Source organism: Pantoea eucalypti (assembly GCF_009646115.1).
In the GTDB taxonomy this organism is placed as follows: Bacteria; Pseudomonadota; Gammaproteobacteria; order Enterobacterales; family Enterobacteriaceae; genus Pantoea; species Pantoea eucalypti.
Window position 1 is genome coordinate 1,562,835 of record NZ_CP045720.1, and the last position, 14,485, is coordinate 1,577,319.

Consider the following 14,485-nt stretch of genomic DNA (forward strand, 5'->3'; position numbering starts at 1 on the left):
CCGTTACTCCATACCCGATTGGCTGGCTTGCAGCAGGCTGTCCTGCAACTGCTTCGCATAGCGTGAAAATGCCGGACTGACGCGGAAATCTTCGCTGCGCGGAAAAGGTTCGTTGATGGCGATATCTTCCACCACGCGCCCCGGACGCGCGGCCATCATGATCACCCGCTGCGACAGGAACACCGCTTCGTGGATCGAGTGAGTGACGAACACGACCGTCAGTCCCTGTTCCCGCCACAGGCGCAGAAGGTCGCTGTCGAGTTTGTTGCGGGTGATTTCGTCGAGCGCGCCGAACGGTTCATCCATCAGCAGCAGCTTCGGGCGCGTGACCAGGCCGCGGGCAATCGACACGCGCATCTGCATGCCGCCTGACAGTTCGCGAGGCAGGACGTTGGCAAATTTGCCAAGCCCCACCAGTTCCAGCGCTTCACTGACGCGGGTATTGGCTTCAGCGCGGGGTACGCCTGCCAGATCCAGCGGCAAACGCACGTTGTTCTGCACATTACTCCACGGCATCAGCGTGGCTTCCTGAAACACGAAAGAGAGCGGAACCTGCGCTTTTTCACGACTTTCGCGGCGCCACAGCATCAGCTTGCCGTCGCTGGGTTCCACCAGACCGGCAACCATTTTTAACAGCGTACTTTTGCCGCAGCCCGACGGGCCGAGCAGCGTGACAAATTCGCCCTGATTAATGGTCAGATTGACCGGCAGAAGCGCGCGGGTGCCGTTGCTGTAAATTTTCTCCGCCGACAACACCTCGATAGCCGGAACGGTTGGAGAAATAACTGAGCGGACATCGCTCATCACGGTGAGTTTCGGGGCTGAATTCATGGCATAACCTTCGCGTCTTTAATCATGTCGAGGGTATAGGTCTGCGCAAACGGCACTTTATCCGCGTCGATGAGTTTATTTTTGACCAGCATCTCCCAGGTCTTTTTCAGACGAGGTTCAGTGATGATGCCGATACCGCCGGTTAGCGCGTCGCCACCTGTCACCAGCGCATACTTCTTCATCTGCGCAATGCCAAAGGCAATCTGGTCGGCGCCCATACGCGGGTTAGCCTGGGTAATGAGCGCGTTGCCCGCGGCGGGGTCCTGCAGATATTCCTTCCAGCCCTGCATGGAGGCTTTCACGAACGCCGCCACGGCTGCCGGGCGTTTTTTGACAGTGTCGGCCATGCAGATAATGGAGTTGCCGTAAGGCGGATATCCCCAGTCGCTAAGCATGTAGACATAGAACGGTTTGCCACCTTTCTCGATTGAGAACGGCTCGGAAGTCACATAACCCTGCTGTACCAGATTATTGTCCGCAAGAAACGGCTGCACGCTGAAGGTGTAGGGCCGGACTTTGGCGTTACCCAGCCCCAGTTCACTTTTCGCCCAGGGCCAGAATGAGGTATACGCCTCGGTCGCCAGCAAAAAGGTTTTGTCTTTCAGTTGCTCGCCGGCCCCGACTTTATCGTGGCTGATAAACACCGTCGGCGAATGCTGGAACACCGTCGCCACGGTCACCGCATGCACGCCAGCCTGCCAGGTTTCCAGCGCCTGGCCATTGTCGCCGAGCGTACAGTCCGCCTGACCAGCGGCCATCAGTTGCATCACGTTAACCTGCGGGCCGCCCATTTTAATGCTGACATCCAGACCGGCGGTTTTGTACAACCCTTTAGCCTGCGCCTCGTAAAATCCGCCATGCTCCGCCTGCGCGTACCAGTTGGTCAGGAACGTGAATTTCTCTTCCGCCATTGAACTGGCCGAAACGCCGCTCAGCAGCAGAGCCAGCAGGGTGTAAGTGGGTGAACGCCGTAGTTTCATCTTGAGAATTCCTTTATTCAGAGGCCAGAGAAGACGAAGGAGGAGTGAAGCGGGTTTGCACAAAGCCGTTCCAGTGGTGTTTACCCCAGGTGGGTTCGCTGCGGACTGTCCATTCCATCAGGTGGATCTCCGTGATCGCCTGCGCCCAGCTTGCCGCCAGCGAATCGAGGATCGCGTGCCCCTGTTCGGCGGTTGCGCCAATCGGATCGCCGATTACGCCGCTCGGACCAAAATCATAAGAAGCCCAGGCGGCGACAGGGCGGCCAGATGACAGCGTCGGACAGGGAAACGCCGGCGGATAATTGGCGACAGCGTGCTCCATGTGAACGCATTCCGGTGCCAGAGCCAGCATCACTGCCGTTTCGCTGTGACCGGCATGCATCGCCATTTTCTGCTCCTGCGCACTCAGGAACTGATTTTCCACGTTAGGCACGCGGAACACGTCGTGCGGGATCATGATCATGTCCCCGTGACGCAGGCGCATTTCCCGCGAGGCCATTTGCAGCACCTGCGGCTGTCCGCCGTGCCCATTGATCATCAGCAGTTTGCGGAACCCGGCGCGGTAGAGCGATTCGGCAATTTCCAGCACCGTCTGCAACAGCGTGTCGCCGGTCAGGGTCAGCGTGCCGGGGAAGTTCAGATGCTCGTCCGACTTGCCGTAAGTAATGGGCGGAATCGCGAAGGCCGGAATCTCTTCCGGAAGCCGCGCCAGTGCGTGACCCGCGACGCCGGAGGAAATCACGCTGTCCACCGAACACGGCAGATGCGGGCCATGCTGTTCGATGGCGCCGGTCGGTAAGACAATCACGGTGTTAGCCTTGTCGGGCAGAGCAGCGATAGCTGTCCAGCTCAGAAAAGGGAGAAAACGTTCTGCGGGAATATAGCCGTTAATCATGCTCTGCCTCGTGTTCGGACTTGTCAGGGTTAGCGGGACCGGGGTAACCAGGCGGTGGCTTCCACTTCAATCAGCACGTCGGCGCAGGGCAGCATTTCGCTGACCTGAACCACGGTAGAAACCGGCGGTTGACCGGGATAAAAAAGCTTTCTGACCCGGCTGTAATAGGGGAAATGATCAAGATTGCGAAAGTACTGCACCAGCTTGATCACATCACTCATCTGCCCGCCGGCGTCTTCAATGATGTGGCGGATACTTTCGAGCACATACCAGCTCTGGGCGAGGATCGGCCCCTGTTTGATATCAGTCGAGAATTCGCCGGTTTCACCCAACAGCAGGCGTGCTTCGGCGGGGATATCCTGAAAGCCGCGCACGATGGTCCCGCTCTGCGGATTAACCGGAATCACGCCCGAGAGAAAAACAAAATCGCCCGCGCGGCGCCACGCGGCATAGTTGGCGAGCGGTTTACCCGCACCCGCGTCAAGACTCATGGGATAACTCCGGATTCCAGGTACGTTGGTGGGCAAGCCTGCCATGGTGGAAAACCAGCCGGGCTGCGCTGTTTAAAGGCCAGGTCAGGCTGTCGCTGCCTGGAAAGAGAATCAGCGTGGCATCGCTGCCAGGTGCGAGTGGCAGGCCGGGCGGTGCATCACCGCTCAGCGCGGCGACATCGCAGATCAGTCGCGACTGCCAGTCAAAAACGTTATCCAGCTGCAGTGCGAACAGGGCACAGGCCAGCGTATCCAGCGGGTCGTAGCTGCCGGCCGGACAAAAAGCGTCCTGCACGTTATCGCAACCGAGCAGCACCGGAACGCCTGCCGCCTGCGCCTCTTTCAGCAGCGTTATGCCGCGCTGTCGTGGCGTACGGCCGGTGACGGCGTCCTGCAACAGCAGGTTGGTCATCGGCAGTGCAATCAGCGTGACGCGCTGCTCCGCCAGCAAACGCAGGACCTCCACTGCCTGATGTTCACTGCCGGAGGCCAGCGCGCAGCCATGGCTGCAACAGATATGGCCGCTGAATCTATTTTCTGACAGGTAATGCGCCAGCCAGCTCAGGCCGTGTGCCACCGGCGAGAGCTCTTCATCGATATGCAAATCCAGATTCAGTTGCCAGCGCGAGGCACTGCGCATCAGGTTGGTCATGGCGGCCGGATCCCAGTTGGATGAGTGGATAAATCCACCCAGCAGGCAGTGGTTCCCGCTTTGCGCCACCGCAGCGGCGATGCGGTCAGCGGCCTCGCTGTCGGCAAAAAGAGTCAGCGGGACCAGCGCCACCCGTTCCAGCATGACGCCGGGTTGTGTGATAGTGGCCAGTGCCGCCCAGGCCAGCGGCGGCGTGGCATCGAACCAGTCAATATGGGTGCGCAGGCGGGTTACGCCGTTGGCGGCGGCCCATGCCATTCCCTGTCGGGCACGCTGATGAAGATCTGCCGTGGTCCAGTGCCGGCGATCCTCATGCAGGGTTTCAATCGCGGCCAGCAGACCGGGTTTTAGGGGACGGCTGCGACCAATGGTGAAGGTTTTATCAAGATGCGCATGAGGTTCGAGCAGACCTGGCAGCGCCAGCATGCCCTGTGCGTCCCACAAATCATTCTGGTCGGGCTGAAAAGGCGTCATGGTAGTTATTTTGCCTGCCTCAACGCGCAGATCTGCCGTCACCGGTTCACCTGCCTCCTCAGGCCACCCGGCAGGAAGCAGCCAGGCGGGAAGGCGAACGTTGGCAATGCCGTTTAACGGTGAGGCAAAAGAAGGAAAGTTCATATTGAGGCTCCGCGTTGGCATTACAGGTCCAGGACCAGAACAGGACTCTTAGCGCGCGAACAGCACAGCGTAATCTGCGTGTTCTCCGCTTTCTCTTCTTCTGTCAGCACGCAGTCGCGGTGATCGGGAATACCGTCGATGACATCCGTAATGCATGAGCCGCAAATACCCTGTTCGCACGACAGCATAATATCGACTCTGGCACTCAATAAGACTTCTGCAATGCTTTGGTCTGAACCAACTAAATAACGTTTTCCGCTGGATTTCAGCTCAATGTGAAATTCAGAGTTGGCGTTATTTTTGTTTATAGTGTTATTGCTGAATCGCTCAAAAGATAATTGATTCTTATGCCAGTGGTGCGTGTACATAATCTCTTCAAGGCGCTTAATAAACCCATCCGGGCCACAGGCCATCACCTGCGTATTGGCATCCGGCTGACACAGGCTCAGCGGCGTCGTGTGCCGCAGGGAATCGTTTGCACTGCTGTCATGTAAAAAGAGATTTTTTGCCAGTGAAGGTGCTGTGAGACGCGGTATATACGCCGCTTTATCCAGGCCCGAAATGTAGTAGTGCAGTTCAAATTCAATGCTTTGCCGAGAAATCTGTTCCGCCATCGCCAGCAGTGGCGTAATGCCAATTCCTCCGGCAAATAACAGATAGCGCCCGGCGGCTGGCAGAGGGAAATGGTTACGTGGCATCGAGATATTGAGTGTGTCGTTAGCACTGAAATGATGATGAATAAAGTGCGACCCGCCGGTCGCGTTGTCTGCCAGTTTTACGCAGATTTCATAATATTCCCCGCTGTGATTTTCGTTGCAGAGAGAATACTGGCGCGGGCCAATTTCAGGAATGAAAAGGTCAATGTGCGCACCGGGTAACCAGGGCGGTAATAATCCACCGTCCTGCGCAATAAGTTGCAGTGAAATATTTCCTTTACCATTTTCGCCGATCGCCTTGATCGTGACAGGAATTAATCCGGCATCATTCATCGTCATTTACCGTATTCATTTTGATGAGTCATTCATAAACCAGGGTAACCTGTTCACCGCATAACCTGCTGCCATCCGGCCTGGAATAGCCCGCGGCGGGATGTAATGTCGATGAAACGATTGTTCCCATTGCAAAGAAAGCTACGTTATTGTTGTAAAGTTGTTGCGTCCAGCGCTTTGATTCGCACATCCCGTTGCAAAAAAGAGAGCACTCAATCATGTTCGCATTCTCACGGTTTTTGCTGTACTTCACTGAGGTTGCCCGCCAGGGCTCGTTTCGTAAGGCGTCAGAAACCTTACATGTCGCCGCATCGTCGATTGACCGGCAGATCCTGCGGGTGGAAAAAGAACTGGCAATGCCGCTGTTTGAACGGCACCCGACCGGATTACGGCTAACGGCAGCCGGCGAGCTGCTATTGCACGCCGCCAACAACTGGAAAAAGGATTTCACCCGCGTCTGCGAGCAACTCGATGACCTGCGCGGTCTGCGGCGCGGACACGTGCGAATTGCCACCATTGACGCCATCAACCGGCAGTTTTTCTCGGCGATGCTCAGGAAGGTGCATGCTGATTATCCGAATATCTCTTTCACGCTGACCACCATGAACAATGTGGACATTCAGCAGGCGCTGATATCTGGCGATGCTGACTTTGGTCTGATGCTTAATCCGCAAAGTTCACGAGAGTTGCAGGTACGCGCTTTTGCAGAAATCGAGCTGGGGATTGTGGTGCCGAAAGGGCACCCGCTCGGCGACAGAAGCCACGTGCGTTTTAGCCAGTGCATGGAATATCCGTTTATCCTGCCGGCTGCGCCGCTGATGCTGGCCGAACCCGTCCAGGCGCTGATGAATATCAACGGCGACATGATTAACGAAGTCGCGGTATCCAATAACATCCACATGATCCGCACGCTGATTAAAGAGAAAATGGGCATCGGTATTCTCTGCTGGCTCGACATCATTGATGAGGTGGAAAGCGATGAACTGCAATTTATTCCGCTGACCGATCCGCAATTAAAAACGTTCACCCTTTCGTTGTGCGTCGCCCCGACAAGACAGCTTTCGCTGGCCGCCTCGATGATGCTCAAACAGCTGGAGATGTTGTTCAGCGAGATCCAGATGCCGCGAGGTGATCGGGATTGATTTGCACTGTTCTGGTGCTGGCTGCTTTGTAATGAATCAAAGGTTGCAGAGCCAGCGCCGATCAATCCCCTGTTAAAGCGCAGAGAAAGCGCATTCGTGGAGTTGGCACCTTTCTTGTATAACCCACAGTGAGTAGAAGCGGTCAGTGCGGGCAACTGCGCGGGACATTGCTCAGCAACCATTTCGCGGTTCATTTTGAGCCGGTCAGGGGAGCTGAGCCGCATTCGCTCAACGCCCCTCCGGTGATGATTAGGAGAGGAGCAATGAAGTCAGTTTCCCGCATTCCCCTGTCTTGCTGCGTGCTGAGCGCGCTGATCCCTGCCGCATTTTCACTGTCGGCACACGCCGATGAGAAAATAGCGCTACTGACATCCTGGTACGCGCAGGCGGAGCAGGGCGGCTATTATCAGGCGCAGGCCACAGGCATTTACAAGCGTTACGGGCTGGATGTCAGCATTCAGTCCGGCGGCCCGCAGGTCAACGGCATGCAGTTGCTGCTGGCAAAGCGCGCGGACGTGATCATCGGTTATGATCTCCAGCTACTCGAATCCGTACAGCGCGGTTTTCAGGCCAAAGCCATCGCCGCCCCTTTCCAGTTTGATCCTCAGGGGCTGCTGACACATGCTTCAGTCACTTCCCTGGACGGTCTGAAAGACAAAACCATTTTAGTCTCCAGCTCCGGGCAATCGACCTGGTGGCCATGGCTGAAAGCACGCTATCAGCTTAGCGATTCACAGGTTCGTCCTTACACCTTCAATATCCAGCCCTTTGTGGCTGACGAAAATGTCGCGCAGCAAGCCTATGTCAGTTCTGAAGTTTTTCAGGCACAAAAGGCGGGTGTGAAATCAAATTTCTTCCTCTTCTCGGAGCACGGTTATCCCCCTTACGGCGGCATTCTGATCACCCGTCCTGAACTGATCAGCAGCCGGAAAGAGGCGATGGCTAAGTTTGTAAAGGCGTCGATGGAAGGATGGGTAAGCTATCTGCAAAATCCGGCGGCGGGCAACGCGCTGATCAAAAAGGATAACCCGAAGATGACGGACGACCTGCTGGCCTGGGGCGTTCAGCAAATCAAAGCGCACCATCTGATTGACGGCGGTGATGCGGCAACAAAGGGGTGGGGCACCATGACGGAAGCCCGCTGGCAGAAAACCCGTGATTTCATGGTGAACGCCAGACTGCTGAATGCGAATACCGACTGGAAGCAGGCGTATACCACTGAAATTGTCGACCAGATGCAGGTTAAGCCCTGAGGAGTGTTGCAATGTCATCTGACGTTTTACTGATTAAAAATGCGCACGCAATCCTCACCGGCTTGCCGGGAGAGGCAGCGCGTCACGCCGGGCCGGATATTCGCGTGCGTCATGGGGTGATCGAGGCGATAGGTTCCCTGACGGCAATGCCCGACGAGCAGCTGATCGACGCCCGCGATTGCGTGGTTTATCCCGCCTGGGTGAATACGCACCATCACCTGTTTCAGTCATTGTTAAAAGGGGAACCGCAGGGGCTGAACCAAAGCCTGACCGCATGGCTGAGTGCCACGCCTTATCGTTTTCGTGCCACCTTCGATGAATCCACCTTTCGTCTTGCGGTGCGTATCGGCCTGACCGAACTGCTGCGTTCCGGCTGCGCGACGGTGGCGGACCATAACTACCTTTACTGGCCAGATATGCCGTTCGATACCTCGGAAATCCTGTTCAGTGAAGGTGAGGCGCTGGGAATGCGCATTGTGCTATGTCGGGGTGGCGCAACGCAGGGGCGCGCGATCGAGAAAGATTTGCCGCAGGCGCTGCGCCCGGAAAACTTCGGGGATTACATGGCGGATATTGAACGGCTGGTGGGTCGTTATCACGATCCGAAACCAACGTCACTGCGCCGTGTGGTGATGGCACCTACAACCTTGCTGCATTCTGCACCCGGTGCGGAGTTGCGCGAAATGGCGAAACTGGCCCGCAGTCTGGGGATTCGGCTGCACAGCCACTTGTCGGAAACCGTGGATTATCTTGATGCGGCGCGTGCCAGATTCGACATGACGCCGGTGCAGTTTTGTGCGGAACACGACTGGCTGGGTGAGGACGTCTGGTTTGCGCACCTGGTAAAACTGCTGCCGCAGGAAATCACGATGCTGGGTCAGACCCGCACCGGCATTGCACACTGCCCGCAAAGCAACGGGCGTCTGGGCAGCGGCATCGCTGATTTGCTGGCGCTGGAACAGGCCGGTGTGCCTGTTTCATTAGGCGTAGACGGTGCGGCATCGAACGAAGCCGCCGATATGCAAAGTGAAGCGCATGCGGCCTGGCTTTTGCAGCGCGCCCGAAAAGGCATGCTGGCGACACCGCGTTATGACGGCGGCACGTTTGAAGGCGGCGGCGACGCAGCATCTGTTGAAGACGTGGTGCGGTGGGGCAGCGCAGGCGGGGCGCAGATCCTTGGCCTGCAACAAAGCGGCACCGTGCAGGTGGGCAGGCTGGCGGATATCGCCATTTATCGGCTGGATGACCCGCGCTACTTCGGCCTGCACGACATGGCCATTGGTCCGGTGGCCTGTGCCGGACGCGCTTCGCTTAAGGCACTGATGATAAATGGCCGGGTGATCGTCGAAAACGATGTCATCCCCGGACTCGATTTGGAGGCCATGCGCCATGAGGCAATGTCTGCCGTCCGTACTTTACAACAGCGCGCTGCGCGCTAACCCTATTGATTAAGAAGGATAAGAACAATGACGCAATCAAATCAAACAGCATATGCATTACAGGAACTGGAAAAAGAAGCAGGAATGGGCGCGATGGGTGAAGAAACTTTTGCCCGTGAAGTGCGTTGTATCGATTTATCAGATTTCGAAAACCGTAAAAGTGAGATCGCCGACGAACTCTGGAGCGCAGCCGTAGAAATTGGCTTCTTCCAGGTCAGCAATCACGGCATTGCACTCGGCGATATCCGTCAGGCGTTCAGCATGACAGAGGATTTCTTCTCACTGCCCGAAGAGATAAAAGCGCAATATCCGCTGGCGCGTAACGCAGGCTGGGAGAATAAATCTCAGGTGCGTCCATCAACCCGAACGCCAGACCAGAAAGAGTCTTACCAGATTACCCGTCCGCTGATGGCACCGCTATGGCCGACCGAACAGGAACTGCCGGCCTTCAAAGAGACCATGCTGAATTTTGAATCGCAATGCTGGCAACTGGGCATGAAACTGCTTTCCTGTTTTGCCCTCAAACTGGGCTTTCCTGAGCACTTTTTCGAGCAGGCACATAATCCGGACCTGCAAACTTACCAGAGTACGCTGCGCATGCTGCACTACTATGCCACTGAGCAGTCAGAGCAGGGGATGTGGCGCGCGGGTGCGCATACAGATTTTGACTGTCTGACGCTGCTGTTCCAGCGTCCCGGTCAGGGCGGGTTGCAGGTATGTCCTGGCAAAGACCGCGAAAGTCAGCAGTGGACCAGCATCGAGCCGCGCGAAGAGGTGATCACCTGCAACATCGGCGACATGCTGATGCGCTGGAGCGACGATCAGCTGCCGTCAAATTTCCACCGTGTGAGAAGCCCACTGCCCGGCGAATACCAGGGTGCGCGCTACAGCCTGGCCTTTTTCTGTCAGGCTAATAAAGATGTGGAGATTCTGGGGCCGCAGGCGAAATATCCGGCCATCACCGCCGAAGATTATCTGCAACAGCGCATTCAGGCGAACTTTGCGAAAGGATAATTTGCCAGAAAGATAAAGAGAGCTGAAAAGCAAAAAGCCCGCTCAGGGAAAACTGAGCGGGCTTTTTTAATTCTGGCTTTTCTGGCTGAGATCGCCTTTGTCAGTAACTCGCTAATATAGCCTTCGCCTTCATGTACTTACGGGCATAAAAAATACAACCCTCGCATAGAAGGAATTTAATGCGATCTCATTATTTGATTTGAACATGATAACAACATTCTTTGTTGCGTAAATCTCTGTTACTGCCGAACAGGCAGAACAATGTAACCAGAAGGATTTGTGTCGATTACTGTTAATGAATGTTGAAATATGAAGCTATTCTCTGAACTGGCTTACCTGAGATTGAAAATTTGAAGCTGTAAGCATAGGCGGGATTCCCCGCCTATGCTTCTGATTAACGTCAATGCGACAGAGTCAGTCAAATCCCTGAACATTACAGGGTGTTCGCCTGATGTTTTTATTTCTGTCAGTCTCCATACGCGTAAGCGGTGGTCTGGACGGTATAGGTATCAGGTTTCACTTTCTGCGTCCCGCTTAATGTAACATTGTAAGTTGATACGCCGTTGGTGGCAGTGCTGTATAAAATGTAATCGGTGTCGGTGTTACATGTCAAACCTAACTCTGTGCAACGAGTAAAGCCAGTAGAGCCAGGAGTATCAGAAGGCCTGAGTATTGTTACAAGAATGGCGTTATTGCTGTCGTTTTTGCCTTTAATATTTAATGGGAACTGGGGTGTGCCGTTACCAGACCCTGTTAATGACCCGGGCATACCCAAAGCTATGTAATGACGAGAGGCGCCGCCTGTCGAAGAGATGGTACCATTTGCCAGCACTTTTCCACTATTATGAGTCCCGTCCGACAGACCCGACACCGGTGTCAAAACGTTAGAAACAGTGAGCGGAGAAGTAAAAGTAATGTCGGCCGACGTAGTACTGGCTTCGGACACCGTTGCGATTGCTGCGTGGGATGAAATACCCGCGATGATTATCGCTGCTGCCGCTGAGGTTTTGATGTTTAAAAATTTCATATCTCTATCCTTTGTTGTGTTGAATTAACGACTGCAGTCGTCCCTAAAAGTCGTAGACAGTGCGTCTACCCGACCATCGAGGCATATGTGCCACCGATGGCTCCCCGTCACCAAAAATGTCAGTGACGGGGTATTCGTGAAATCTCTATATAGCGCCCGGCTGTTGCACGTTACTGAGTGACCACCTGACCAGCGATGTTTAAAGAGTAGGTATCCGCTTTCACCCTCTGGTCGCCATCCGCCAGAATGTCAAAAACCATTCTGTCTTCGCCGGTATGCACGGTTATCACCTGCATGTCCGCCATTTCCGTTACCACCTGTTGCTGTGGCACCAGACGCACCCGCAACTGATGCGCCGGATTCTGCTGGCCTGTCAGCACATAACGCCCTCCCTGCTGGCCGGATGCAGCCTGATCGCTCCGGAGCTGAAAACCCGTATGAATGTCGTAGCTGACCAGCGTGCCCCTGCCGAGCTTTGTGCCGTCTCTGACAGCACCCGCCTGCAGGCCATGATTCATCTGTAACACCAGTTGCGGACTGCCCGCAGCGACAGCCGGAGCGCTGCTGGCCATGACTGTCAAAAGTGCTGCCGCTATCAGATACAATCTTTTTCTGTTCATCATTCCCCTTCTCCGGGTGATGTTTCTGTTCAGTTTTTTCGGAAGCCGGTAACTGCTTTCAGCGACAAACTGCCTCTGACAGATACAGCCCCGCTGGCCCTGGTTTTTCCGGCAGACGGTAATCAGCCCGGCACTGTTGCTTCTCTCCCCATCTCGCCATCAGGGCGCCTTTTCCGTTCAGTCCGGACAGATACACCTGTCCGGCTTCACCGGTAATGCCACTGCCTGATGACGCCTGGTTTTCCGGGGTAACCAGTGCCCCAAAAGGAACCGGTTTACCGTCCGGACGTATCAGTGTCACCAGCGCCCGCCGGCCAATATGCGTGATAAAGGTGGCCGGGATAACCGCGCCTTGTGTCGGCACTACCGTCACGTCCGTCTGTTTTATTTCTGCATCAGCCGAAAGACGAGCAGGGTCCAGGCTGACAATATTCTTCCGGTAAGGCTGCAGGCCTGACTGTGTGGTGTAGCCACGAAAATCGGTTTTCACTCCCGGCCAGCCGCCAACAGCCACTCCGGAGGCACCCGGCGCTTTCACCAGTGCCACGGTATCGTTCAGCGTCTGCCCTGCGGTGACACTACTGCGGGTAATCACGATGCCGCCTGACGCATCCAGTCCTGTCTGCCGGTAAGACGGACTGTAGCCGTAACGGCCATTCAGCTGGCCGTAGCCCCCGCTCCAGCCAAGGTTCAGGTCGCTGTCGTTGCGGTCTCCGCTCACCGCCCCCGAACGTTGACGCTGGTTCACATTCCACTGCAACTGGCGGTCATACGCCTGACCACTGAGCCCCACCTGCTGTGTATTGCCGCCGGATGAAGGCGACGTCATCTGATAGGTCGCCCGGGTTGCCCCACCAGGCCAGCGGTCCAGTGGAATACTGACCATCATGTTAATCAGCCGGTTATCCTGCCATTTACTGCCGCTGTTCCGGTTACGGTTCTGCGTCGCATTCAGCGACAGGGAAACGCCGCGTATACTGACGCCATAGCCGGCACTGAACGACTCTGTACTCCCTTGCCCGTTGCCGTAACTGTTGCGAGAACCGCTCAGGCTGAGACTCCCCAATCCGCCCAATGACTGACTGAGCGTCAGGGTTGTCTCAGACCGGCGTTGTGCGTCACTGCCGGCTGGGTTTTCCTGCCGATAGCTGTCCATTACCTCAGACAGCGTGCTGAAACCGGATGCGTCATAGCGGGTATGGGACAGATCAAGCGAGGTGTTGGTTACCTCAACGCGCTTGCTGTAGCGCAGCCGTCCGTATCCCCCCGTTTCACTTTCACGCTCTTTCTTCTGCCCACGGCCGTGAGTCCCATCCAGAGATACCGCGCCCCACGACCCGAGCAACATACCCAGCCCCGCAGTCGTCGCCTGATAGCGCTCCGCGCCCTGCAAACCGCCGTATAGGGTCAGGCTCCACGGCAGGCCATACATAACAGTGGCCTGTGCAACCAGAGGCGAATCAACCGTGTTATCTGATGCCCGATACTGCCCGGCCATCAGGTTGTACACGCTGTGGCCTTCCTGCAGCGCAATCGCCGGCGTCTGATAAGGGACGCTGAATTCCTGAGTAGTGCCGTCGGCTTCCCATACGGTAACCTGCAAATCCCCACCCGAGCCGCCAGCGGCAAAGTCACTCAGGGCAAACGGGCCGGGCGCTACCGTGGCGTTGTAAACCGTGTAGCCATTCTGCTTCACTTCTACCCTGGCCTGAGTGCGGGCAATACCGCGCACCACGGGTGAAAAAGTCCGCTGCGAAGAGGGCAGCATATTTTCATCCGAACCCAGCATCACGCCGCGAAAAGGTACGCTGTCAAAAATTTCCGACGGCGTGAAACGCTCTCCCAGCGTCAGCCTGCTTTGCATGTCATACAGGCCCCGATCAAGATAGGTATAAGGAGTCTGCCAGCGGCCGGTCTGTCCGCGGCTCTTCTGCCACGTCGTCGAATTACGTAATCGCCATGGTCCCCAGTTAGCGCCGGGCTCCAGCTGCAGGTACTGCGATTCATTGACATTTCTACTCCCGACCCGGGATTCCACATGGCTGGTACCGGTCCGGTAATTCATCAGGATCGCCGGAACTCCCTCATCCCACAGCTCTCGGGGAGAAATGCCCTTTACTTCAGGGCGCAATGCTATCTGCGGAACGCTCAGCACCAGCTGCTGTGCCCCGAAATTAAAATCAGCTCTGGCATGCGGAATAACGCGGATGTCAGCACAATCTTTGTTTGCGTCCAGGCCTTTGCCGGACAATGCCGGATAGTCTTCCGTCTTTATGCCGTAACGTAAAAGCTGCTTCCTGCTCAGGCAGGGCTGCAAAACAGGCATGCCCCGGGAATCTTCCTGCTGAACAAAAACCACTTCACGGGAATCCACCTGCTCACCATTGAGCAACACGTCAACCAGATAGGTTCCTGGAAGCTGCCCGCCCTGGTTAAATAGAGCGATATCCGCATCACTGACACCACCACCCAACTGTGAAGCATCAAATTCCCAGGTCCGGGCCATCACCGGCATTGAAAACAGCCCGGCAGAT

At 55.9% G+C, this 14,485-nt stretch carries 13 protein-coding genes; 4 read left to right on the forward strand and 9 right to left on the reverse strand.

Features of this window, described 5'->3' with window-relative positions; genetic code table 11:
* Positions 1-3: 3 nt before the first annotated feature.
* Genes EE896_RS07165 through EE896_RS07190 form a run of 6 tightly spaced genes read right to left on the reverse strand, consistent with a single transcriptional unit; the run spans position 4 to position 5,462 of the window.
* Positions 4-831: an ABC transporter ATP-binding protein gene (locus EE896_RS07165; RefSeq protein ID WP_004571366.1), complete on the reverse strand. Its 828-nt coding sequence runs from the start codon at positions 829-831 to the stop codon at positions 4-6.
* Positions 828-1,811, reverse strand: a complete 984-nt coding sequence (locus EE896_RS07170) for an ABC transporter substrate-binding protein (RefSeq protein WP_140916219.1) — start codon at positions 1,809-1,811, stop codon at positions 828-830. Before EE896_RS07170 ends, EE896_RS07165 begins: the two co-directional genes overlap by 4 nt.
* Before the next feature lie 13 nt (positions 1,812-1,824).
* Positions 1,825-2,706 carry a creatininase family protein gene (locus EE896_RS07175; protein ID WP_004571368.1) on the reverse strand — a complete coding sequence of 294 codons (882 nt, stop codon included), beginning with the start codon at positions 2,704-2,706 and terminating at the stop codon, positions 1,825-1,827.
* A gap of 29 nt (positions 2,707-2,735) precedes the next feature.
* Positions 2,736-3,197, reverse strand: a complete 462-nt coding sequence (locus EE896_RS07180) for a RidA family protein (protein WP_140916218.1) — start codon at positions 3,195-3,197, stop codon at positions 2,736-2,738.
* Complete coding sequence (locus tag EE896_RS07185; RefSeq protein WP_110411282.1) at positions 3,187-4,467, reverse strand: amidohydrolase family protein; 1,281 nt, start codon at positions 4,465-4,467, stop codon at positions 3,187-3,189. Before EE896_RS07185 ends, EE896_RS07180 begins: the two co-directional genes overlap by 11 nt.
* Before the next feature lie 20 nt (positions 4,468-4,487).
* The gene (locus tag EE896_RS07190; RefSeq protein ID WP_110411283.1) at positions 4,488-5,462 is read right to left on the reverse strand and encodes a PDR/VanB family oxidoreductase; all 975 of its coding nucleotides are present in this window, start codon (positions 5,460-5,462) and stop codon (positions 4,488-4,490) included.
* A 212-nt stretch (positions 5,463-5,674) separates the two neighbouring features.
* On the opposite strand from EE896_RS07190, the gene EE896_RS07195 reads away from it, so the two are divergent.
* The 4 genes from EE896_RS07195 to EE896_RS07210 all read left to right on the forward strand — a co-directional run bounded on the left by EE896_RS07195 (position 5,675) and on the right by EE896_RS07210 (position 10,304).
* The gene (locus EE896_RS07195; protein WP_039659886.1) at positions 5,675-6,598 is read left to right on the forward strand and encodes a LysR family transcriptional regulator; all 924 of its coding nucleotides are present in this window, start codon (positions 5,675-5,677) and stop codon (positions 6,596-6,598) included.
* 263 nt (positions 6,599-6,861) lie between these two features.
* Positions 6,862-7,851 (forward strand): ABC transporter substrate-binding protein, encoded by a 990-nt coding sequence (locus EE896_RS07200; RefSeq protein WP_039659888.1) that lies wholly within the window; start codon positions 6,862-6,864, stop codon positions 7,849-7,851.
* An 11-nt stretch (positions 7,852-7,862) separates the two neighbouring features.
* The gene (locus tag EE896_RS07205; RefSeq protein WP_140916217.1) at positions 7,863-9,290 is read left to right on the forward strand and encodes an amidohydrolase family protein; all 1,428 of its coding nucleotides are present in this window, start codon (positions 7,863-7,865) and stop codon (positions 9,288-9,290) included.
* 27 nt (positions 9,291-9,317) lie between these two features.
* Positions 9,318-10,304, forward strand: coding sequence for an isopenicillin N synthase family dioxygenase (locus EE896_RS07210; protein ID WP_105099013.1), 987 nt, complete (start codon positions 9,318-9,320; stop codon positions 10,302-10,304).
* A gap of 466 nt (positions 10,305-10,770) precedes the next feature.
* On the opposite strand, the gene EE896_RS07215 is transcribed toward EE896_RS07210, so the two are convergent.
* The 3 genes from EE896_RS07215 to EE896_RS07225 form a co-directional block, all read right to left on the reverse strand.
* Positions 10,771-11,331, reverse strand: a complete 561-nt coding sequence (locus EE896_RS07215; RefSeq protein ID WP_140916216.1) for a hypothetical protein — start codon at positions 11,329-11,331, stop codon at positions 10,771-10,773.
* Between the two features lie 170 nt (positions 11,332-11,501).
* Positions 11,502-11,954 (reverse strand): AfaD family invasin, encoded by a 453-nt coding sequence (gene afaD / locus EE896_RS07220; RefSeq protein WP_140916215.1) that lies wholly within the window; start codon positions 11,952-11,954, stop codon positions 11,502-11,504.
* Between the two features lie 55 nt (positions 11,955-12,009).
* The gene (locus tag EE896_RS07225) at positions 12,010-14,466 is read right to left on the reverse strand and encodes a fimbria/pilus outer membrane usher protein (protein ID WP_373681471.1); all 2,457 of its coding nucleotides are present in this window, start codon (positions 14,464-14,466) and stop codon (positions 12,010-12,012) included.
* Positions 14,467-14,485 lie beyond the last annotated feature (19 nt).

Bases quoted from the DNA above. Each gene is read 5' to 3' on its own strand.
- EE896_RS07210 (WP_105099013.1), top strand. From the start codon at position 9,318: ATGACGCAATCAAATCAAACAGCATATGCATTACAGGAACTGGAAAAA.
- EE896_RS07215 (WP_140916216.1), bottom strand. From the start codon at position 11,331: ATGAAATTTTTAAACATCAAAACCTCAGCGGCAGCAGCGATAATCATC.
- EE896_RS07165 (WP_004571366.1), bottom strand. From the start codon at position 831: ATGAATTCAGCCCCGAAACTCACCGTGATGAGCGATGTCCGCTCAGTT.
- EE896_RS07190 (WP_110411283.1), bottom strand. From the start codon at position 5,462: ATGACGATGAATGATGCCGGATTAATTCCTGTCACGATCAAGGCGATC.
- EE896_RS07200 (WP_039659888.1), top strand. From the start codon at position 6,862: ATGAAGTCAGTTTCCCGCATTCCCCTGTCTTGCTGCGTGCTGAGCGCG.
- EE896_RS07180 (WP_140916218.1), bottom strand. From the start codon at position 3,197: ATGAGTCTTGACGCGGGTGCGGGTAAACCGCTCGCCAACTATGCCGCG.
- EE896_RS07170 (WP_140916219.1), bottom strand. From the start codon at position 1,811: ATGAAACTACGGCGTTCACCCACTTACACCCTGCTGGCTCTGCTGCTG.
- EE896_RS07195 (WP_039659886.1), top strand. From the start codon at position 5,675: ATGTTCGCATTCTCACGGTTTTTGCTGTACTTCACTGAGGTTGCCCGC.
- EE896_RS07225 (WP_373681471.1), bottom strand. From the start codon at position 14,466: ATGCCGGTGATGGCCCGGACCTGGGAATTTGATGCTTCACAGTTGGGT.
- EE896_RS07175 (WP_004571368.1), bottom strand. From the start codon at position 2,706: ATGATTAACGGCTATATTCCCGCAGAACGTTTTCTCCCTTTTCTGAGC.
- EE896_RS07185 (WP_110411282.1), bottom strand. From the start codon at position 4,467: ATGAACTTTCCTTCTTTTGCCTCACCGTTAAACGGCATTGCCAACGTT.
- EE896_RS07205 (WP_140916217.1), top strand. From the start codon at position 7,863: ATGTCATCTGACGTTTTACTGATTAAAAATGCGCACGCAATCCTCACC.
- afaD (WP_140916215.1), bottom strand. From the start codon at position 11,954: ATGATGAACAGAAAAAGATTGTATCTGATAGCGGCAGCACTTTTGACA.